The sequence below is a fragment of the Anaerosolibacter carboniphilus genome (assembly GCF_014205875.1).
Lineage (GTDB): Bacteria > Bacillota > Clostridia > Peptostreptococcales > Thermotaleaceae > Anaerosolibacter > Anaerosolibacter carboniphilus.
This window is the reverse complement of record NZ_JACHEN010000025.1, coordinates 1-21,968: the sequence shown is the minus strand read 5'-3', so window position 1 is coordinate 21,968 and position 21,968 is coordinate 1. Positions and strand designations below refer to the sequence as shown.

Below are 21,968 nucleotides of genomic sequence, written 5' to 3'. Positions count from 1 at the left end.
CTATGAAGAAGGGAAATGTGTTGATCAAAAATGCTGCAGAATTAGTTACCTGCAGTGGCTTTCAAGCAAAAAAAGGCAAGGAAATGAATGATCTCCATGTGATTCCCCAGGGCGCTGTGGTGATGGAAGAAGGCATCATCAAAGCGGTGGGAACTACGGAGGAAATTTTAAAGAATTATAATGAATCGGATTATGAAGTGATTGATGCCACAGGGAAGGCTGTGCTGCCAGGATTTGTAGATTCCCATACTCACTTCGTCTTTGGAGGCTATCGTGCCGAGGAATTCTCTTGGAGGCTTCGTGGAGACAGCTATATGGAAATCATGGAAAGAGGCGGCGGCATCATCAATTCCGTAAGAGCCACAAAGGAAGCCACAAAGGAAGAACTCCATCGCGTAGGGAAGAAAAGGCTGGATTCTATGCTTTCTTTCGGGGTGACTACTGTAGAGGGCAAGAGTGGTTATGGTTTGGATTATGATACAGAGATCAAGCAGCTTGAGGTCATGGATACGTTAAACCAAGAGCATCCCATAGATATCGTAAAAACATTTCTAGGGGCCCATGCTGTACCAAAGGATTACAAGGGCAGGGAAGACGAATTTATCGATTACTTGATTGAACAGGTATTGCCTACGGTAGCAGAAAGAAATCTGGCAGAGTTTTGTGATATCTTCTGCGAGAAAAATGTATTCTCTGTAGAGCAGTCTAGAAGACTGTTGATCAAGGCAAAGGAAATGGGCATGCAAGTGAAGCTCCATGCCGACGAAATTGTCCAGTTGGGCGGTGCAGAGCTGGCTGCGGAATTGGGTGCTGTCTCTGCAGACCACTTGCTGCAAGCTTCAGACCAAGGAATTGCAGATATGGCGAAAGCGGGAGTTGTGGCGACTTTGCTGCCAGCCACAGCCTTTAGTTTACGGGAGCACTATGCCAGAGGAAGATATATGATCGATCAAGGCTGCGCTGTGGCCTTGGCGTCGGATTTAAATCCAGGCAGCTGTTTTACTGAGTCGATCCCACTGGTATTTGCTTTGGCAACCCTATACATGAAGATGTCCATCGAAGAAGCGGTGACGGCGTTGACCATCAATGGAGCAGCAGCCGTGGGACGAGCCGATCAAATCGGAAGCATTGATGTGGGGAAACAGGGGGATGTCATTATCCTTGAATTCCCATCCTATAAGTATATCCCATATCATATTGCCGTAAGCACTGTGGAGAAGGTAGTGAAAAAGGGTGTATTGGTGTTTGATAAAGAAGTTAAAAGTTAAAAGTTGAAAGTTGAAAGTTGAAAGTTGAAAGATAAGAGTTGGGAAGGATATCCTTTGTAGGGTCGGACGACCCTGTCCGACCGTTATAGAAGGGGAAAATATTGTAGGGAACGGCCCCTGTGCCGTTCCGAAAATAAAAGCGGGGGTGTATACATATGTTAGCAGAGATGAGTGTAAAGGCTTTTTTAGATGAAACAGCTTCCAGTGCATCGGTACCTGGCGGCGGAAGTGTGGCTGCCCTGAGTGCAGGCGTTGCAGCCGCATTAACAGAAATGGTGGCAAACCTAACGATTGGTAAAAAAAACTATGAAGACGTAGAAGAGGAAATGAAGTCCATCGCAGCTTATGGTGCTAAGTTCAGAGCTAAGTTTGTAGAAGATATCGATCGTGATTCTGATGCCTTCAATGAAGTAATGGCAGCGTTCAAGTTGCCAAAGGCTACCGATGAAGAGATGGAAGCGAGAAAAGCTGCGATTCAAGAGGCCACAAAAAAGGCAGCATTGGTACCATTAGAGGTTGCAAGGGATGCTTTTAGCATGATGGAATCCATCGCAGCCGTGGTAGAAAAGGGAAATAAAAATGCAGTGACAGACGGTGCTGTGGCAGCTATGATGACAAGAACCGCTGTCCTTTCAGCTTTATATAATGTAAAGATCAACTTAGGCTCTATCAAAGATCAAGGCTTTGTAACAGAAGTAAGCAAGGAAGTAGAAGCCTTGGAATCTAAGGTAGGAAGTATCGAGCAAGAGATATTATCGAAGGTAGTTCTTTAAAGTAAAGACCATGGTCCATGTCAGGCCGTGGTCTTTTACATATTTACTGATGATAATTGCATTATTCCTTGCATATAGTTTATCGATAGAAAAACAAGTAAGGAGTAATGATTTGAAAAAAATATTGGTGGTAAATACATTTATTTTGATGGGAACTTCTCTATTGCTAAGAACCGTTGGTATCTCATTCAGAGTCTATATTTCAAATAAAATAGGTGCAGAAGGTATGGGTTTGTATCAACTCATACTTTCAATCTATATGCTGGCATCTACCTTCGCCACCTCTGGCATAAGTACTGCGGTTACCAGACTTGTTGCAGAGGAGAGGGGAAGAGGCACCCCCATGACGGTAAACAGAATTATGAAAAAGGCATTAACCTTCAGTGCAGTGCTCAGCACAACTGTTTCTGTACTGCTATTTATCCATGCAGATTATATCGGCAGAGCATGGCTTCATGATCCTAGAACCATTATCCCCCTCAAAATTCTTGGGCCGAGCCTGCCTTTTATCGGCCTATCTTCATGCCTAAGGGGTTATTTCTATGGGGTGAGAAAAGTAATCAAGCCTGCTAGTGCCCAGATCCTGGAGGAAGTTACAAAGATATTTATCATTGTTCATGCAATCAATATCTTTATTCCTAGGGGGTTGGAATATGCTTGTGCTGCAGTGGTTGTAGGAACCACTGCAGCTGAAATTGCGTCCTGTGGATATATGCTCATGCTTTATCAATGGGAAGAAAGGAAATGTGTAAAATATGATATTTTGAAGGTTGAGCCAAAGGGGGTATTTAAAAGGATTTTAAACATATCTCTACCCGTGGCTGCAAGCTCCTACATACGATCAGGACTAAAGACTGTAGAAAATATTATGATACCCGCGGGTTTCGAAAAGTTTGGCGCTTCCAATAGAGCTTCTCTGGCAGAATACGGTATGGTAAAAGGGATGGCAATGCCCATATTGACTTTTCCTTCCGTGTTCTTATCTGCATTTTCGACGCTGTTGGTTCCAGAGATTTCAGAGGCCAGAGCACTAAACCACACGAATAGGATTAACTATGCCATATCCAGGGTATTTCAGTTGACATTGTTGCTGGCAATACTGGTTACAGGCATCTTTGTTTCATTTTCGAAGGAATTGGGGATGGTCATTTATAAAAATGAAGAAATAGGGATCCTGTTAAAGCTCCTTGCCCCCCTGGTTCCCTTCATGTATTTAGACAGGATTGCTGATGGCATGTTGAAGGGACTGAATCAACAGATGAGCTCTTTAAAGTATAATACCATAGATTCCTTAACCAGAATCGGAATGATTTATTATTTCATTCCTATGAAGGGGGTCACAGGATTTATCATCGTCATATTTATAAGCAATATTTTAAATTCTCTTTTAAGCATCGGCAGGCTGTTAAAGGTGACCAGATTAAAATTTAAAACGCTCCACTGGATCGTGATGCCTATGACTTCAATCGCTGCTTCAGGATTTTTAACGAAGCTAATCTTTGAAATCAATAACCTAGATCATTTGCCGATGAAGACCAATCTAACCATAGGAGTACTCTTAATCTGCATTTTATACGTAACCTTTTTGATACTGGTTAATGGTATAACAAAAGAAGATATCCATTGGTTCAAAAATATTTTTTAATCATTCATTATCGTATATAATGAATATAAAGAAATCCATTAGACGGGCTGGTGATGAGATGCATTCCATACAAGTAAAGATGCTGCAGGCGCCGATGGTGTTTAAAGATCAGGAACAGGTGATTTTCCCCTTTCGGAAGGCAGAAGCCCTATTCTACTATTTGGTCGTCAACGGACAGGCTTCCAGGGATGAACTGGTAGATTTGCTCTGGGGTGAGGTGGAAGAGGAAACGGCTAAGAAGAACCTGCGCCATGCCATGTACAAAATCCGGAAGGCCTTTGATATGGATATCATCATATCACCGCAGAAGTCCTTGGTCATGATTAATCCAGAGATTGAAATCTTCACGGATCTAAAACAGTTCATGACAGATGAGGAAAAGGGAATGGATGCCTACGGAGGTGAATTTCTTCAGGGATTTTTGGTGAAAGATGGAGAGAAGTTTGAAGAATGGATGTTCCGAAGCAGAGAGTACTATCGGGACCTTTATATATCAAAGCTATATGAACGGATGTATCAGTATCGAGAGAAGGGAGAATTACGGCGTGTAAAATACTATGGAAAGCTGCTGGTAGAGGTGGAACCCTTTGATGAGGGTGCCTATCGTATGCTTATGGATGCCTATGGCAAGGAAGGTGCCTATCATAAGGCGGCTGAGCTTTATAAAAGGCTGGAAGCGACTTTAAAGCAAGAGTTGGGAATCACGCCTGACCATGAGACCAAGGCGGTCTATGAGGATATCTTAGGGAAACGAAGCAGAGAAAATACCCAGAGGGAAAAGCAAGAAAACAAAGGATTTTTCTATGGACGCCATGGAGAATTAAGGATGCTGGAAAAACACTATGATCGTTTTATACAGGGGCAAAAAGTACCTTCTGTACTGATTATTGGAGAGGCGGGCATTGGAAAGACAAAATTGAAAGAACGATTTCTAGAGGAGGTCTCTGGAGAGGATACTTTTATTCTACAGGCCAATTGTTATCAAGCAGAAGAAATCTATCCCTTAAAACCTTGGCATCAGATTTTCATGGATCTAGGGGAGATTGTCAGAAAAGAAAAGATCATGATTCCTCTGCTTTGGAGAAGCATTGTTCTCCGCCTATTTCCGGGATTCGATCCAGAGGCTACAGGGCTGAGCGATAATCCTGTGGAAGGAATCGATCGAGTGAAATATCATACGGCGGAGGAAGCAATCTTGGGCATAATGAAAAAGATTGCTTTGAAGAAAAAAATACTCTTGGTGTTCGAGGATACACAGTGGATGGATGCCACCAGTATCGGGCTTTTAAGTTTTGTGCTGCGCCATCAAGGGCAAAATCGGATCATGCTGGTAGGCACCTGTAGAAATGGTCATGATAAGAGGATAGAGCAGTTTGTCACCAACATGGTGAAGGACCAGCTGTTGGATAAGATTGAATTGACAAGATTTACTAAGGAAGAGGTAGCGGATTTCATTGAGAAGGCGCTGCCTGGGCGAGAAATTGAAAAGGAGATCAAAGAGCGAATTTATCATGAGACAGAAGGTAATGCATTTTTCCTCATAGAGCTCCTGAAAACGATGGAGGAGAAGGGGACGATAGGGGAAATCTCAGGTACTGGACAAGATATCTTAAAGAGCAGGATCGTGGACATTACTGAGGAAGGAATGAAGCTCTTAAACATTGCGGCCTTATTCTTTGACCGGGTTACGCTGGATATGCTTCAGACCATCAGTGGGAAAGATGAATTGGAGATTTTAGATAGGGTGGAGGAGCTGCAAAGAAGGTATATTTTGAAAGAGGTTGAACAAAACGAAGAGATCAGCTTTGAATTTACCCATCATAAGCTGAGGGAATTTATCTATGGGCTTCAATCACCAGGGAGAAAAAAGGTGCTCCATCATCGTATCGGGCAGATACTGGAACAAAACCTTCAAAATGATTATCGAGATAAGTTTATTTATTCCAAATTGATTTATCATTTTTCTAACGGTGGCAATCGATTGGCGGCATTAAAATACCGCATTAAGCATCTGGATGAGTACTCCGATTTTAGTCATGAACTTTTTCCTATTCTATACGATGAGAATATGGAGGATGAGAAAATCATCTATCTAAATCAAGAAGAGTCTATGAAGTATTTAAATGACTTGGAACTGCAATTAAAGGACGTGCAGAAGACGGAGAAAGATCAGCAGGGACTGGCAAAACTAGAGATTGCGTTTTATCATACAAAGGGGAGATACTGCATTCAGGAAGGAGAATACAGCCAGGGCATAGAAGCAATTCAGAAAATGATCCAGGGAGCAGAACGAATAGCGGATGATGGTTATATGCTCAAGGGATATCGGCAAATGGTTTACTACGGAATACAGGTTCACCAGACCACATTGATGCAGGAATACTTGACCAAGGGGATCGCTTTAGCCCGAAAGATGCAGCATCAGAAGGAGATGGGGATTTTTTTAAGACTGCAAGGGTTGCAGAGACTAATGATAGGCGCCTATGAGGAGGCAGAGGAAATCTTAAAAGAGTCCATTCATATTTTCGAGATGTTAAGTCAGCGGGAGGATCGATATACCTTAAATATTGCGGCGGCTTATAATTATATGGGAGAAATCCGCCGATATAATATGAAATTTGCCAGTGCATTGCATTACTATGATAAGGCCATGGACATTTGCAATGAAAAGAAGGTATTTCGGGGGATTACCCTTTTTAATACCAATGCAGGGCAAGCAGCCTTTGATATGGGGGACTATGATCGGGCTAAGAATTATTTTACCAAGGCCATCGAAACCTATAGACAGGTGGATACTTTTTTGGGAAGGTCTACGGCCGAAGGGTATATGGCGTTGCTGCTGATTCGAGAGGGGAAATATCAGGAAGCTTTGGATTCCTTAAAAAATGCCGAGGAATATGGCAAAAAGCTTCAGAGCCCTTATGAGCAGGGCCTGATCTATAGGGTAAAGGCTGAAATAAGAGGACAAATGGTATCCAATGATCGAATTCGAAAGGTTTTTGAAAAGCATTTGCAAGATACGGTGGAGGTATATTGTGATCAAGGGATCAACCTCCTCAAGAAAGCAAAAAATTGCTATGAAATAGACATTTTAAAGGCACTAGGAAGAGGTAAGGGGTAGAACATCGCCAAGGGGGTGGGATGTTTATGGTTAACATTCAAGGGAAATTGTTTGGTACGCCTATGGTTTTGAAAAATCAAGAGCAGGTTATGTTTCCCTATCGAAAAGCAGAGGCTCTATTTTACTATCTTTTGGTAAGAAAACAGGCTACGAGGGAAAATCTGGTACATCTCTTTTGGGCAGATGTGGATGAGGATGTGGCAAAAAAGAATTTACGCAATGCGGTTTATATCATTAAAAAGGTTTTTGAGGAGGATGTATTGATTTCACCACAACGGGCTTTGGTGATGTTAAATCCTGATATTCAATTTGAGACAGATATAGATGTATTTATGAGAGAATCAGACGAGCAGGGGATTAAAGCTTACACAGGAGCCTTTCTAGAAGGCATATTGGTCAAAGATGCAGAGAACTTTGAGGATTGGATGTTTGGATTGCGGGAGCAGTTGAAGGATACCTATATTGGAAAGCTCTATCGAGAAATTCAACGGTGCCTAAAGGAAAAAAAACTGACCTCTGTAGAAGCCTATTGTAAAGCTCTGATCAAAGAGGATGAATTTGATGAGAGAGCTTACCGGATTCTCATGCATGTATATCGGAAAATGGGGAAATATGAGAAAAGCATAGAGAACTACGAACGCCTTTCGAGTTTGTTAAACAGGGAATTGGCAGTGGCACCGGATTTAAAAACCATTGAATTATATGAAGATATTATGGGGGAACGGGCTCAAAAACAGGAGTCTGAAAAATACCAAGAAGAGGACTTCTTTTATGGTCGGCGGAATGAATTAAATTGGCTGCAGGATTATTATTATCGCTTTATAAAGGAGAAAAAGGGAAAGTGTATTCTGCTTTCAGGAGATGCAGGTATTGGAAAGAGCAAGCTTTTGGAGCGTTTCCTACAATGTATAGATAGGCAGAAGCTATGTGTTTTGAGCACCCAGTGCTATCAAGCGGAAGAAAACTATTTGTTGAAGCCCTGGTATGAAATTTTCATACAGCTTTCCAAATGGCTTGAGAGAGAGCATATAGAGATTCCCATTTTTCTGAGAAAATCAGTTGCTTGCGTATTCCCAGGCTTTGTAGGTCACGCAGAGATCGAAGAAGTCAATGTCATGGAAGAAATAGACTATTTAAAATATCAGGTGGCGGAAAAGGCGATTATAGAAATCTTCAAGATGGTTTCTGATCGGAGAGAGGTCATGTTGGTTTTTGAGGATCTTCATTGGATAGATGATATGAGTCTTTCCCTGCTCAAAAATATCATGATTATGAGTCAAGGCAAGGCGATGATGGTCATTGGAACAAGTCGTAAGGGACATGATGATAAACTGGAGCGGTTTTTTATTGAGTTGTCTATGAGAAATATGTTGGGCAAGCTGGAAATACAGGCATTTTCCAGGGAAGAAAGCTATGAATTTGCGTGCCAATATATGCAGGATGGTACCTTCTCCTATGATGTAGGAGAGCATCTTTACCAAGAAACAGAAGGAAATACCTTTTTCCTCATTGAATACCTAAATATTCTGCGGGAAAATGGGGACACAAAGAGTTTTTCTCCCAAAATGCAGGATATATTGAAAAGCAGATTTCTAAATGTTTCCCAGGAAGGAAAAAAAGTGCTGGCGATTGCATCTATGTTTTTTGATAAGGTATCCTTTGAACTTTTAAAGGATATTTGCGATAAACAAGAGTTGGAGTTGTTGGATCTCATCGATGAGCTTCAAGACAAGTACTTGCTTAAGGAGATCAAGGACGGAGAGCGGATAGAATTTGTCTTTAGCCATCAAAAGCTTCGGGAATTCATCTATGAGCAATTGTCCCATTCCAAACGCAGGGTACTTCATCATCGGATTGCCATGGTTTTAGAGCTGCAGCTTAAGAACAATAAACGGGATTTATTGCTGTATTCAAAGCTGATCTATCACTTCGAACGGGCTGGGAACAAGCGAGCTACGGTAAAATATGTGATTAAGAATATATATGAATACCTTCATATGCATCACGAAATATTTCCAGTATTACAAAGTGAGGATGAAGTAGAAAAGAGCTACATGCATCTAAGTGAAGAACAAGCAGCTAGAGATCTAGAAAAGATTTCTCATCTTATTGCAGAAGCTAAATTGGATGAGGGAGATGTTCAAGAATTGATAGAGTATGAAATCATTTATCTCCATATGATGGGGCGGAATCTGATTCGTCGGGGAGATTATGATCAGGGGCTTATGATTATTGAACAAATGATTGAGAAAGCCAAGGCCCTTGGAAGTATCAGCTATGCCCTGGAAGGCTATCGGCAAATCATTTACTATTGCATCAATACCTATAAAACATCTGTCATGGCAGAGAACATTGAAAAGGCTCTTCAGATTGCTCAACAATATAGATTGGCTGAGGAAATAGGTATTTTGCTAAGATTGAAGGGACTCTTGAAGGTCATGGAGGGGAAATTTTCAGAAGGAGAGGCATTGTTGAAGGATGCCCTTGCTATATTTGAAAGGCTGGGCAATGAAAAAAGGTATATTCTGAATATAGCTGCTATTTATAATTACCTAGGAGAAGGCAAGCGGTATGGCAGAGCTTTTCGAGATGCGATTGGATATTATGAAAAAGCAATTCATATCTGTGAGGAAAGAAAAATTTTGAGGGGTTGTGCGATCTTTCATACCAATGCGGGCCAAGCTGCCTTGGATATGGGAGATGATGAGAAGGCTAAATTCTATTTGAAAAATGCCCTAGCTATTTTTGAAGAGTTGGATTCTCTTTGGGGAAGATCCACGGCTAGGGGATATTTGGCACTTTTGTTCATGAAAGAGGGCAAATATCAAGAGGCCCTTGATATATTAAGAAAAGCAGAGATGGATGCAGAGAAGCTAAAGAGCCCTTACGAGCAGGGATTGATTCTGCGGGTTAAGGCGGAAATTCGCAAGCAAATGGATTTGGATCAAGATGCGATGAAAATTTTTCAAAATTACCTATCAAAGTCGGTGGAAGTGTATGCCCATGAGGGAATGACGCTTCTTCGAAGTATTGGTGGCTGTTATGAACTAGATATATTGGACGGACTAAGGAAGGAAGCCATATAAATAAATACAATAAGGGTACCGAAATGTTTACTCGGTACCCTTATTGTAATATATAAAATATTTCACACATACAGAGATTTTGGGGGTATTGTGATTTTGAAGGAAATCATTTCATCAATAGGCGAGATTAGACTTTTTATTGACGTTTTTTTGGTAATATATAGCCAGAACCATGAATTTTTAGAAAATTCAAACTCATGATTGCTATCATCTAATAACCTTTATATGCTGTTCTTGGTTTTTTAAAGAGTCAAGGTTCAAAAACCAAAGTAGGGGGGTTAAAAAATTGAAAGAGAGGATTGGAAACGCCAAGCTTAGAATGTCCATCTTTATGCCCATGTCCATCATATTTTTATTGGCAATTTTAACGGGCATCGTGGCACCTGAGGCCTTTTTCAATGCAGAAAATAGCATTGCCGAATTTGCTTTTGTAAATTTTGGATGGCTATTTCAAATCTCAGGAAACATCTTTTTATTTATGTGTCTGTATCTAATGTTTTCTAAGTACGGAAACATCAAATTAGGTGGGAAGGATGCGAAGCCAGAGTTGAGCTATTGGAACTGGTTTGCCATCTCCCTCTGTGCAGGAATTGGTACAGGTATTTTATTTTGGGGTGTCGTTGAACCTTTGACCCACATGTATGCACCGCCAGAAGTACTAGGGCTTACGCCAGGCAGTGAAGGGGCCGCCATGTTTTCTATGACCCAGACGTTGATTCACTGGACCTATATTCCATATGCCATGTATGCCATTGCTGGGGTAGGTATTGCTTATGCTGTATATAATGCAAAGCTGCCATTCCAGGTTAGCTCCACACTATATCCTATTTTTGGTAAAAAGATTCAAGGTACAGTAGGTGCCATTGTAGACAATGTATGTCTTTTTGCTATTGCCGGTGGTGTTGCAGCGATTCTAGGAGTAGGAACCATGCAAATTGGTAGCGGTCTGAACATCTTGACAGGGATACAAACAGGAAAGATGTTATGGACATTGATCGTCGCTTTGATCGTGGCCACTTATATTATTTCAAGCTATACAGGATTACAAAAGGGAATTCGTTGGTTATCGGATAACAACGCCAAGTTGTTTTTAGTCATGATGACATTTGTATTTATCTTTGGGCCTACACGATTTATCTTAAATTTTGGAACCCAATCCACAGGTCATTTTATACAAAACTTTTTTGAAAGAACCCATTTTCTAAGCCCAATTGACGGTTCTCCATGGCCAAGATGGTGGCCGATCTACTATTGGGCCATCTGGTTGGCTTATGCGCCACTTTCAGGAATGTTCTTTGCCAGAATATCTAAGGGGCGTACCATTAAGGAATTCATGATGGTAAATTTAATTCTTCCTGCAACCTTTGGATTGATCTGTTTCTCTGTTTTTGGTGGATCGGCCATCCATCTGCAAATGAATGGTGCTCAAATTTTTGAAGCCATGCAGGCCAGTGGCAATGAAGTGGCCGTATTTACTTTCTTAAAGAGCTTCCCTGCGTCAGGACTCACCAGCTGGATTTACATTGTAGCGATCTTCGTATCGATTGTAACCTTGGCGGATTCCATGACTTCCACCATTTCATCTCTTTCAACTTCTGCACACAACAATGCTGAAGAAGAGGCTCCTGGTAAGGTAAAGATTTTCTGGGGTGTTGTAATGTCCTCCTTGGCAATTATTAACCTGTTGAGTACAGGGGGGAAAATTAGTGGAATCGACGCGACAAAACAGATTTCAACCGTTGCTGGTTTCCCCATCCTATTCTTCATGGTATTGATGGCCTGTACCAGTATGTATATGATTATGAAGCAAGAGAAATTTGATGTAGTGAATTGTCCAGAAACAGCAAAAGTAGAGATCGATGAGCTGGCAGAGGGTGCCAGTGAATAATGAAATATGAAGAAGGCACACCTAGGTGTGCCTTCTTCATATCCACAAGAAAAGGATAATCCAGAAGGTATAAAATTTTCCATATAGAATAAGTTAATCATGGAGGTGGAAATTATGAAATACGAAATCAGAGGTGGAAGTTTACCTGTGGTATTGATGGAGCTCCAAAGGGGAGAAAGTGTATTTACGGAGTCGGGCGGCATGGGATGGATGACAGATGATTTCAACATGGAGACAAATATGGAGGGTGGTTTGTTCGGGGGGATTGCCAGAAAGTTAGCAGGAGAATCTCTCTTTATGACAACCTATACTTGTACGTCACCTAATGGCACCATTGCTTTTCCTTCATCCTTTCCTGGAAAGATTTTACCGATGGCTTTAGGGAACGGACAAAGTGTTATCTGCCAGAAGAAATCTTTTCTGTGTGGGGAACGCTCTGTTAATTTAGAGATATTTTTTAGGAAAAAGCTAGGGTCTGGCTTGTTCGGTGGAGAAGGCTTTATTCTCCAAAAGATCTCAGGACCCGGTTTAGCCTTCATGGAATTCGATGGCGAAGTTGTAGAATACACATTAGGGAATGGAGAAGTAATGAAGGTGGATACTGGCCATGTGGCAATGTTTGAACCAACGGTCAGCTTCGATATTGAGATGTTGAAGGGCTTTAAGAATATTTTATTTGGCGGTGAAGGTCTATTCTTAGCAAAACTTAAGGGGCCTGGGAAAGTATGGCTGCAAACCATGCCTATACAAAACCTTGCCAAGAATATCATTCCTTTTATGCCACCTTCGGGAAAAGATTGATGTTTGAAAAAGATCAGTGAGAAAACTGGTCTTTCTTCGTTCCATAGTTAGTATATGGCAGCTAAATTATGGTAGAATAGAAAGTGAATTGTCTATAGAGAAGAGAATAAATCTATTCATCCTTATAAAATATTATCAAAACAATAGGTACGAATGTATTCTTCGTAGGGGCGAACAGTGTTCGCCCGTCCATGACAGATATCAGACGATCACTGATCGTCCCTACGATGATATAACAGATACATCTGTTATGCAGTTCCTGCACATTACGTATGGACAGAGATTAATGGAAAAGGAAAAAAGGGGAATAACTTTTGAAGAAGAAAATAAACTTATTAAGGGCGATGGGAGAATTTAAAAAATATGCTTTCATAGGCATGGCGGCAGCCCTTGTACTGCTATATCTCTTTATACAGTGGATGAATATCACGTTGGTTGAAAAAAGAATGGAGCATATCGATCAGTTGATCATGGAGGGAATCCATGAATTCTACGCCCCAATCCTGACAAAAATTGCTTTGGTGGTTACGTATCTAGGTACGGGAAAATTTTATGTGATGTTTTGCCTCTTCCTGTTTTGGTTTTTATTTAAGAGAAGAAATTATATCGAGATCTTTGCCCTCGTCACAACTTTGCTGGGAGGATATGGCTTGAATGAATTGTTAAAAGCAATTATCCAAAGGGAAAGACCTAATCTCTATGAAGTCATTGAAACAGGGTTTAGTTTTCCCAGTGGTCATGCCATGGTATCCCTATGCTTTTATGGTATGGCAGCCCATCTAATTACTCGAAAGGCAAAGAAAAGTAAGTGGAGATGGGAAATATGGACATTGGCGGGTCTTTTGATCGCTGCCATCGGTCTTAGCCGAATCTATCTAGGTGTCCATTGGTTTAGTGATGTCGTAGCAGGCTTTATCGATGGAAGCATCTGGCTCATATGCTGCATTATCGGTACAGAAGTTGCTCACCGTGCTTATCAAAATAGAGATTAAAAGAAAAAAATAGAAAAAAAAAGCTATAAGGCGTATACAGAATAAAATTCAATATATTTGCCTAAAATATCAAGTGCCATTAAAATATGGAAGAAATGGAGATTTGCATATATGTTTTAGATGGTATACATTATAAATGTGATTAGCACTCAATCGAAGTGAGTGCTAATAAAACAAGCTCAAATAATAAAATAATATACAAATCATTCTAAGGAGGGTTTCTAATGAACATCAAACCATTAGGAGACAGAGTTGTTATCAAAAAGCTTGAAGCTGAGGAAAAGACGAAAAGTGGTATCGTACTTCCAAGCCAGGCAAAAGAGCAACCACAAATGGCTGAAGTTGTGGCTGTAGGCCCAGGCGGTGTGGTAGACGGTAAAGAAATCAAAATGGAAGTAAAGGTTGGAGACAGAGTGATTTTCTCCAAGTATGCAGGAACAGAAATCAAGTATGATGGTATTGAGTACACAATCCTAAGACAAAATGATGTTTTAGCCATCGTAGAGTAGTTTCAACGAAAAAATACTACATACATAATAGGGAGGTTATTGACATGGCAAAAGAAATTAAGTTCAGTGAAGAAGCACGCCGTAAGTTAGAAACAGGCGTAAATAAATTAGCGGATACAGTAAAGGTTACTTTAGGACCTAAGGGAAGAAATGTAATCCTTGATAAGAAATTTGGTTCTCCAATGATCACAAATGATGGTGTAACCATTGCGAGAGAAATCGAATTAGAAGATGCCTATGAAAATATGGGTGCACAGTTGGTAAAAGAGGTAGCTACAAAGACAAATGATGTGGCTGGAGACGGTACAACAACAGCTACATTATTGGCACAAGCAATTATCAGAGAAGGATTAAAGAATGTTGCTGCTGGTGCAAACCCAATGATTTTAAAGAAGGGTATTCAAAAAGCAGTGGATGTGGCTGTAGATGAAATCAAGAAGATTTCTAAGATTGTTGAAACTAAGGAAGCGATCGCGCAGGTAGCATCTATTTCAGCTGCTGATGATGCCATTGGAAGCTTAATCGCTGATGCGATGGAAAAGGTAGGAAAAGATGGTGTTATCACTGTAGAAGAGTCAAAGTCTATGGGAACATCTTTAGATGTAGTAGAAGGTATGCAGTTTGACAGAGGCTATGTATCTGCATACATGGTAACGGACACAGAGAAAATGGAAGCGGTATTAGAAAATCCATTTATCTTAATTACAGATAAGAAGATTGCAAACATCCAGGAATTACTTCCAGTGTTAGAGCAAATTGTTCAGCAGGGAAGAAAGCTTTTAATCATTGCTGAAGATATCGAAGGCGAAGCGCTAACAACATTAGTGCTCAATAAATTAAGAGGTACATTTGAGTGCGTTGCAGTAAAAGCTCCTGGTTTTGGAGATAGAAGAAAAGCAATGCTTCAAGATATCGCTATTTTAACAGGCGGTACAGTAATCTCTGAAGAGCTAGGATTAGAATTAAAAACAGCTACCATTGATATGTTAGGCCGTGCCAATAGAGTGAAAGTTGACAAAGAAAACACAACGATCATTGATGGTGCTGGAAATGAAAAAGACATCCAAGATCGTATCAGACAAATCAAAAGCCAAATCGAAGAAACAACTTCTGATTTTGATAGAGAGAAATTACAAGAAAGACTTGCAAAGCTTTCTGGTGGGGTTGCAGTAATCGAAGTTGGTGCTGCTACAGAAACTGAATTAAAAGAAAGAAAGCTTAGAATCGAAGATGCATTAAATGCCACAAGAGCTGCTGTTGAAGAAGGAATCGTTGTGGGTGGTGGTACAGCCCTAATCAATGCGATTCCTGCAGTAGAGACATTGGTTGGTGAATTAACTGGTGACGAGAAGACTGGTGCGATGATCATCAGAAGAGCATTAGAAGAACCAGTAAGACAAATCGCTGCAAATGCAGGTTTAGAAGGATCTGTAATCGTTGAGAAGGTAAGAAATAGTGCAACGGGTGTAGGCTTTGATGCATTAAATGAAAAATATGTAAACATGATTGAAGCGGGTATCGTAGACCCAACAAAGGTAACACGTTCAGCTCTACAAAATGCAGCTTCTGTATCAGCTATGTTATTAACAACAGAAGCCGCAGTAGTAGATATCAAAGAAGAAAATGCAGGCGGAATGCCAGGTGGTATGCCAGGCGGAATGCCAGGAATGATGTAATTAACCCTGTAGAACTTGAAATTTCAAGGGTTTAAGGTGTGAATAGTGGGTAGTGACCACTTTTTGACCACATAAAAGATAAATAGTTAGAGGCTGTTCATTAGTTCACTGAACTTCTGGGCAGCTTCTTTCTTTTTTGTTTTTGTTACATGAAGATATACATTTCTAGTGGTGTCATCATCTCTATGGCCTAAGCGGTCCATGATCTCCTGAAGACCTACCCCAGCTTCGGCAAGTAAAGAAGTGTGGGTATGACGTAGTGAATGGGGGGTCAACGCTTCATTCAACTTTGATAGTTTTAGCAACCTGGCCATGCGGGCTTCAATTACTTTAATCAGTTCTGGATAGCCCAAGTATTTTCCTGATATTTTACCAAGAACAAAATCTCCATCATGCCACGTATCAGCATGGCGTATTTTTACTTTTGCTTGTTTTGCTTTGTGTTTTTTAAGGTCTTCAATCAGCCCTTCGTCAACTTCAATTATTCTCTTAGAATTTTTGGTCTTTGGAGGTAATAATTGATAGTTTGTCGTCTGATTTTTAGGATTGTACCAGGTCTTTGTTATGCTTATGGTATGCTCTTTCATATTGACATCTTTCCACTTTAGAGCGCACAATTCCCCAGCCCTGATACCAGTATAGGCTAGTAGCTTAAAGGTCAAATAATCAGTCTCCATGCCTTTCTCCTTGGCTGTCTTTAGAAATAAAATCAATTCATCCTTTTCTAGGTATTTTGGTATTTCTTCTTCCGTTTCCAGCTGCTCTACTGTCACCTGCTCTTTTGGTACCTTTGCAAAGTCCGTGGGGTTAATTTTTAGCATGTCCAATTCCATGGCCTTTGAAAATATCATCTTAGCACATGTATGAATCCCTGAAACAGTACTATAGGCTAGATGCTCAGATAAAGAGTTAAGACAATTTTGATACATGCGCCTAGTAATGTCTTTCAGTTTGACGTATTTATAGTGTGCTATCAAATGTCCCATTTCATGTTGCCTTACCCTGATTGTACTAACCTTTACGCCACTTTTTTCATACATTTTTATCCATTCATGAGCAAACTCTTCAAAAGTAATATCTTTTTCTTCAATATACGTCCCTTGAATGAGCTCATAATATATCTCAGTAGCTTTTCGTTCGGCTTCTTCCTTGGTAGTGAAGCCGCTCATGGTTTTTTGTCTTCTTTTCCCAGTTGTAGGATCGATACCTATGTCAATGGTGAAGGACCATTTAGCTCCGCAGGTGCATTTTTTCTTTTTACAGGTACAATTTCTTTTTCGGAAATATCCTTTCAATGTTTTCACCTCCTTCCCTTGAACGTATGTTCGATGCCGTAGGTAAAAAAATATAACTATGTACTACTCTATATTTTTATAAACCCATAATGGGCTAAAAAATATCGTATAATTCCCAATTGTATGTGATACTCCATAAATTCCTTGGAAATGCTTTATTGCTAATTCTATAAATTCTTCTGTAACCTCCAGAAAATCTGCAAGTTCAGCGCGATTTTTAATTCCTGCATCGAATGCATTTATAAAATCCTCGACACGTATCAAGCGTTTAACAGCCCATCTCCTAGCCTTTAATTCCTGTTTTCTATTTTCTATCTTTGATTGATCTATTATATTACCAACTGTTGTATAGTGATGTCCCAGTTCTTCTGCAAGAATGCAGGTCTTCTCTGATGCGGTAGGTATCTTCTTATCTATGAATATTTTCCCATTCCTATAAATCCCTTTGAATCCATACTCTAGATTCTTTTCTTTTATTTTGATGTTGGGTTCTGATGAAATTAATAATTGCTCATATCTCATTAGTTGTCCCCCCTTATTATTCATCATCATCCTCAAATAGAGCTTCTATATATTGTTCAATTAGTTTGAGTTTTTTAGGCGTAATATTTTTCCCTTCCAGGTGAGCAGCTATGGTATCTATATGAGTTTTTTCATCACTATTCTTAGTTATCTCCTCATTTAATCTATCTTTGAGTAAATCATCCACAGAAACATTTAATATATCTGCTATTTTCTGGATTGTGTCTATAGCCGGGTTTTTCCTCTCGTTGTTTTCTATCAAGCTTAGATATGCAGGTGTAACCCCTATGAGTTCAGCAAGTTCTTTTTTATTAAAACCCTTAATTTCTCTAAAATATTTAATATTGTCTCCTAGCATATCAAAACCTCTTTTCTCTGATTCTAACAGTTAACTTTGAAACTGTTTTATGGGTTAATTATAAACTAACAGTTAATAAAAATCAATGAAAAAGTTAGAAATATTTAGAAAAACGTAGTAGCAAGAGGTTAAATTACTGATAGTTAATATTTTGCTTAATAAAAATAAACTATAGGTAAATTTGAAGTTTTACTTTACTGGTAGTTTATAATAAAATTAACTTACAGTAAAGATTGAAGGAGGTGTTCATTTGAATAATATAGACTCTATTAGAAAAAAGAAAGCACTTAGTTATGGAGATATAGCAAAAGAATCTGGTTTGACTCCAACATATATTCATCTACTGGCTAAAGGGAAGCGAAATAATCCTAGTCTAGATGTGATGCAGAAGATATCTCAGGCTCTTGGTGAGAAAGTGGAGAAGGTGTTTAAGATTAACTGAAAGTGAGGTAAGAAGATTGGAAGATAAAATTAAAAAAGGCATGAATGAGGAAAGAAAATATGAACCAGCTGAACTCCTATGCAAACAGATTGAGCTGTTGGCTGAGGAGTCCAAAATAGCTGATCCTAAAACATTAGTAGAACTATCTAATGCTATGGTTAATTTGTATATAGCATTAAACAGTTAGTAAGAAAAATTCTTTTTTTCTTTACGGTCATTAACAAAAGCTGTTTTGATTTCTTTCTCAATTTCAAGATACTTTTCTACTAAATCTTGTGGAGAAAGATTTGTCAAGTCTTGCTTTTCCAAATATAGCATAGTTAGGGCCTGTACCTTAGTAGATGGAAATGTATTTAAAGTCACGTTTTCCGACATATAGACACCTCCCTTCTATTTCCATAATTCTACAAAGGGAGAGTGAAACCTTTATACAAATATCGACAAAATGGGGTGAAAAATCATGAAGGAATTGGACCAAATGCCAGACATATTGACTGCACAGCATATATCTTCTTACTTAAATATCTCCCGTAGAAGAGTATATGAGTTGTTCCAGATAATTCCTGAGTTAGGCGGTATTCCAAACTTTGAAATAGGAGCATCGAAGAGAGTAGATAAAAATGACTTTGTTAGTTGGATCAACAGGCAGAAAGAACAAAAGAGGCTTAAATATACTGGGAAGGAGGTGAGATAAATGAATTAGTTGGGAATGTTCTTTATAGTCTGTTGTATAGTCTTTCCCATCGGATTAATTTATGTCTTAAAAAATGAAATTGAAGGATAGGAGGGTTTATATTGGATGATTTTCAGGAAGCTTTAGAACAGTTTTCACAGGCACAGCAAAACTTCAGTTACGCAGATCCAGATCATATCGACATTGCGACATATCAACTAAAGGCTGCTGAAATGAAGATGGATACTGTTTTAAGCAGGATGAAGAGATTTGAAAAGTGTAAACAGTGCCAAGGTATGCACTGGAGAGAACATGATTGTCTGAGCTGCCCACTAGATCGGGCGATTGAAGAAGTAGCCAAAAAGGAAAATGACCACCAAGCAGCTGCAACTGCTCAGTAGTCAGATAAAAAATACAAGCTGTCTGTATTATATCAGATTTTCTGAATTTAATACAGTGTTAGGAGGATAAATATGGGATTAAAAACTTTGTTAGAAACCACAAGTCATTTGAGTTTAGTAGATAAAATCAAGTTGATCATTCATTTGACTGGAGAATGTGAAACGGATCTTTCCAATGATCAAGAGGGAGACAAGCAGTTTGAAAGATTTGCAAGGGCTATTGAGGATACAGCTAGGGACTGGGAAAGGTATCTTGAGAGTCCTAATCCTAAGGTATTGGACAAGTTACCAGATATATATAAGCTTCGTGAATGGCAGCAGCAGGGATATAGAAGTGTTGATATTAAGATTAAGACTTCTGGAGAGATCGAGACTTGGGTACATGATTTTAGCCTGATGGAAGGGCAGTATATAGCTGATATTGATGATATTGACTTAGAAAGTAAGAAGCTGGAAAGCCAAAAGAGAGAGTATGAAAAACTTAAGAAACTATTCGGGGAGGAATAAGGATGAGTTTAAGAGATAGATTTCTACAATTGTTTAATCAGCTAGACAGAAAGGGGAAGGAGGAACTCCTTTCTCATCTGGAAGAGAATCAGTACTTCACTTGCCCTTCCAGCAGCCAATTCCATGGTGCAAAGGAAGAAGGGAACTTGGAGCATAGCCTTAATGTAACGGAAGTCATGTTGAAGCTGGCACCACATATCGCCCCTGAGCTTCCTCAGGAGAGCATTATCATAAGCGGTTTATTTCATGATCTGGGAAAAGCCAGTTATTTTGGAAAGCCAAACTATATCCCTAATTTTTTAAAGAGCGGGGAGTTGAGCAAGTCAAAGCCTTATGAGACAAATAAGGATAGGCTGCCCATACCACATCAAATTGTCAGCGTACATATCCTTAGCAAATACATCAATCTAACAGAGGAAGAGACCTATGCCATTCTTTATCACAATGGGCTATATACCAGTGACGGCTATGTGATCAAAGGCAATGAGACCCCCCTCCTGATGCTCCTTCACTTCTCAGATATGTGGGCCTCCAGGGTGATTGAAAGGGCGGTGGAGTAGTTGGAAGATAAGAAAAATCTCTGGCAGAAGATCCACTCCGTCATGAAGGATGTTGAATATCTCCAGAAAGATGATCAAATCGAGTTTGGGAAAACCAAATATAAAGCCATATCTGAGGAGAAGGTTACTTCTACTGTAAGAGACAGCCTGATCAAGCATGGGTTAGTGATCATTCCAATAGATCAGCAGCACTTCAAGGATGATGTGCTTACCACTGTCAACACCAAATACAAGATCGTGGACATTGACACAGGGGAAAGTGAGATCATCGTCAGCAGCGGTACGGGAGTGGATACCCAGGATAAGGGTGTAGGCAAGGCCATGACCTATAGCTATAAATATATGCTCCTTCGGACCTTCGCCATACCGACAGGAGAAGATCCTGACAAAATCAGCTCCGACGAATGGGATGAGAAGCTGAATAAGGCGGATGGAAAGAAAGGCGGTAAGGCACCGGCAGGAAAGAAAAATACTGCTCCAGCCAGTGAGAATGGCAATAACAGCAGTCAGGGCCAGGGAAATAATCCCGGTCAATGCAGTGATTGTAGCATAGAGATTCCCCAGGCTGTACAATCCTACTCCATGAATTACTATGGAAAGCCTCTATGCAAAGACTGCCAGAAAAAACACGGGAAAATCAAATAAAAATAAGATAAAGGGGGAAACAGGATGGCAACCTTAAATTTGCTATTAAACTTTGGCAAGAAGATGGAAATGAGAATGAATATGCCCACTTTTATGGCTTTGGATCTGCTAGACAGGGTCGATAATGCGGTGGCAAAGGAAGAGAACAAACCCATATTTGTCATGACGCCTATGGACGGCAAAGGGTTAATGGTTTACCCAAAGATGGTTTTATTTGGCTATGTGGATGAAGAAGGTACAGCAGAGCTTACAGAGCTTTCAAAGAGGAATCCCTTACATAACCTTCAAGGCTGCAGCTGCAAGCTAACACCGCCAGTACCTGAGATCGACATTTCACCCGAAGTGAATATTCCGGGGGAAATAAAAGAGCCTGTATCCTATGGCCATTGGCCGCGTGGGGTTGAACTACCGGTGCCACGGGAAGTTAAAGAAGAACCCGTACATATAAGCACCAATGATGCTGATAAGCCAAGGCTCATCTTCTTTCAGTGTGAAGATTGCGGCGCAGTCCAATATAAATTCGGGCATGAAGGGGATACGGCGACATGCCATCGATGCAAAACTGAAACAAAGCTGGATGGGATTACCGATGGCGCCTACAAATGTCCCAAATGTAATGCCAGTGCTACCTTTAAAGTCAGCAATGAGGTCAGTGTTGTGCCATGCAAGAACTGCCACAGCCCTATAGACCTGGTATATAACGATAAGAAGGACAAGTTTGTAAGTAGATAGCAGCTTGATTTTGACCCTTATGGAGCTGGGGCATAAGCTTCAGTTCCATTTCTTTTAAGAGGCGGGTGATGAGA

At 40.1% G+C, this 21,968-nt stretch carries 23 protein-coding genes; 19 read left to right on the top strand and 4 right to left on the bottom strand.

The features are described from left to right. Positions 1-2: 2 nt before the first annotated feature. From hutI to groL, 11 genes are all read left to right on the top strand, one after another. Positions 3-1,268: an imidazolonepropionase gene (gene hutI, locus HNQ80_RS17930; RefSeq protein ID WP_184312053.1), complete on the top strand. Its 1,266-nt coding sequence runs from the start codon at positions 3-5 to the stop codon at positions 1,266-1,268. Positions 1,269-1,423: 155 nt separating this feature from the next. After that, on the top strand, positions 1,424-2,041 hold the full coding sequence (locus tag HNQ80_RS17925; RefSeq protein ID WP_184312052.1) for a cyclodeaminase/cyclohydrolase family protein: 618 nt from the start codon (positions 1,424-1,426) through the stop codon (positions 2,039-2,041). 112 nt (positions 2,042-2,153) lie between these two features. Continuing rightward, complete coding sequence (locus tag HNQ80_RS17920; RefSeq protein ID WP_184312051.1) at positions 2,154-3,686, top strand: putative polysaccharide biosynthesis protein; 1,533 nt, start codon at positions 2,154-2,156, stop codon at positions 3,684-3,686. Between the two features lie 19 nt (positions 3,687-3,705). Next, positions 3,706-6,807 carry an AAA family ATPase gene (locus HNQ80_RS17915; RefSeq protein ID WP_207727078.1) on the top strand — a complete coding sequence of 1,034 codons (3,102 nt, stop codon included), beginning with the start codon at positions 3,706-3,708 and terminating at the stop codon, positions 6,805-6,807. A gap of 26 nt (positions 6,808-6,833) precedes the next feature. Continuing rightward, the gene (locus HNQ80_RS17910) at positions 6,834-9,893 is read left to right on the top strand and encodes an AAA family ATPase (protein WP_184312049.1); all 3,060 of its coding nucleotides are present in this window, start codon (positions 6,834-6,836) and stop codon (positions 9,891-9,893) included. Positions 9,894-10,179: 286 nt separating this feature from the next. Continuing rightward, positions 10,180-11,781, top strand: a complete 1,602-nt coding sequence (locus HNQ80_RS17905) for a BCCT family transporter (protein ID WP_207727077.1) — start codon at positions 10,180-10,182, stop codon at positions 11,779-11,781. Positions 11,782-11,895: 114 nt separating this feature from the next. Then, positions 11,896-12,582, top strand: a complete 687-nt coding sequence (locus tag HNQ80_RS17900) for a TIGR00266 family protein (protein ID WP_184312048.1) — start codon at positions 11,896-11,898, stop codon at positions 12,580-12,582. A gap of 16 nt (positions 12,583-12,598) precedes the next feature. Further along, positions 12,599-12,940 (top strand): hypothetical protein, encoded by a 342-nt coding sequence (locus HNQ80_RS25690; protein ID WP_207727076.1) that lies wholly within the window; start codon positions 12,599-12,601, stop codon positions 12,938-12,940. Then, the gene (locus tag HNQ80_RS17895; RefSeq protein ID WP_184312047.1) at positions 12,897-13,574 is read left to right on the top strand and encodes a phosphatase PAP2 family protein; all 678 of its coding nucleotides are present in this window, start codon (positions 12,897-12,899) and stop codon (positions 13,572-13,574) included. Before HNQ80_RS25690 ends, HNQ80_RS17895 begins: the two co-directional genes overlap by 44 nt. 224 nt (positions 13,575-13,798) lie before the next feature. Then, positions 13,799-14,083, top strand: a complete 285-nt coding sequence (groES, locus tag HNQ80_RS17890; RefSeq protein WP_184312046.1) for a co-chaperone GroES — start codon at positions 13,799-13,801, stop codon at positions 14,081-14,083. A 44-nt stretch (positions 14,084-14,127) separates the two neighbouring features. After that, on the top strand, positions 14,128-15,759 hold the full coding sequence (gene groL / locus HNQ80_RS17885; protein WP_184312045.1) for a chaperonin GroEL: 1,632 nt from the start codon (positions 14,128-14,130) through the stop codon (positions 15,757-15,759). 86 nt (positions 15,760-15,845) lie between these two features. Here groL and HNQ80_RS17880 read toward each other — a convergent pair whose 3' ends face one another. The 3 genes from HNQ80_RS17880 to HNQ80_RS17870 form a co-directional block, all read right to left on the bottom strand. Then, on the bottom strand, positions 15,846-17,054 hold the full coding sequence (locus tag HNQ80_RS17880; RefSeq protein WP_184312044.1) for a site-specific integrase: 1,209 nt from the start codon (positions 17,052-17,054) through the stop codon (positions 15,846-15,848). Positions 17,055-17,117: 63 nt separating this feature from the next. Continuing rightward, positions 17,118-17,576, bottom strand: a complete 459-nt coding sequence (locus HNQ80_RS17875; RefSeq protein ID WP_184312043.1) for an ImmA/IrrE family metallo-endopeptidase — start codon at positions 17,574-17,576, stop codon at positions 17,118-17,120. A 16-nt stretch (positions 17,577-17,592) separates the two neighbouring features. Continuing rightward, positions 17,593-17,934, bottom strand: a complete 342-nt coding sequence (locus HNQ80_RS17870; protein ID WP_184312042.1) for a helix-turn-helix domain-containing protein — start codon at positions 17,932-17,934, stop codon at positions 17,593-17,595. A gap of 250 nt (positions 17,935-18,184) precedes the next feature. On the opposite strand from HNQ80_RS17870, the gene HNQ80_RS17865 reads away from it, so the two are divergent. After that, a complete protein-coding gene (locus HNQ80_RS17865) occupies positions 18,185-18,376 on the top strand; it encodes a helix-turn-helix transcriptional regulator (protein ID WP_184312041.1) in 192 nt (63 codons plus the stop codon). Positions 18,377-18,392: 16 nt separating this feature from the next. Continuing rightward, positions 18,393-18,563: a hypothetical protein gene (locus tag HNQ80_RS17860; RefSeq protein WP_184312040.1), complete on the top strand. Its 171-nt coding sequence runs from the start codon at positions 18,393-18,395 to the stop codon at positions 18,561-18,563. On the opposite strand, the gene HNQ80_RS17855 is transcribed toward HNQ80_RS17860, so the two are convergent. Next, positions 18,560-18,751 (bottom strand): hypothetical protein, encoded by a 192-nt coding sequence (locus HNQ80_RS17855; protein ID WP_184312039.1) that lies wholly within the window; start codon positions 18,749-18,751, stop codon positions 18,560-18,562. The two genes, HNQ80_RS17860 and HNQ80_RS17855, sit on opposite strands and share 4 nt — an antisense overlap. Positions 18,752-18,836: 85 nt before the next feature. On the opposite strand from HNQ80_RS17855, the gene HNQ80_RS17850 reads away from it, so the two are divergent. From HNQ80_RS17850 to HNQ80_RS17825, 6 genes are all read left to right on the top strand, one after another. After that, positions 18,837-19,070, top strand: a complete 234-nt coding sequence (locus tag HNQ80_RS17850) for a helix-turn-helix domain-containing protein (RefSeq protein ID WP_184312038.1) — start codon at positions 18,837-18,839, stop codon at positions 19,068-19,070. A 101-nt stretch (positions 19,071-19,171) separates the two neighbouring features. Next, complete coding sequence (locus tag HNQ80_RS17845; protein ID WP_184312037.1) at positions 19,172-19,450, top strand: hypothetical protein; 279 nt, start codon at positions 19,172-19,174, stop codon at positions 19,448-19,450. A gap of 72 nt (positions 19,451-19,522) precedes the next feature. Beyond that, positions 19,523-19,957 (top strand): hypothetical protein, encoded by a 435-nt coding sequence (locus HNQ80_RS17840; RefSeq protein WP_184312036.1) that lies wholly within the window; start codon positions 19,523-19,525, stop codon positions 19,955-19,957. Positions 19,958-19,959: 2 nt separating this feature from the next. Continuing rightward, on the top strand, positions 19,960-20,517 hold the full coding sequence (locus tag HNQ80_RS17835) for an HD domain-containing protein (RefSeq protein ID WP_184312035.1): 558 nt from the start codon (positions 19,960-19,962) through the stop codon (positions 20,515-20,517). Beyond that, the gene (locus HNQ80_RS17830) at positions 20,518-21,162 is read left to right on the top strand and encodes an ERF family protein (protein ID WP_207727075.1); all 645 of its coding nucleotides are present in this window, start codon (positions 20,518-20,520) and stop codon (positions 21,160-21,162) included. Positions 21,163-21,186: 24 nt separating this feature from the next. Next, positions 21,187-21,894: a hypothetical protein gene (locus HNQ80_RS17825; protein WP_184312034.1), complete on the top strand. Its 708-nt coding sequence runs from the start codon at positions 21,187-21,189 to the stop codon at positions 21,892-21,894. Positions 21,895-21,968 lie beyond the last annotated feature (74 nt).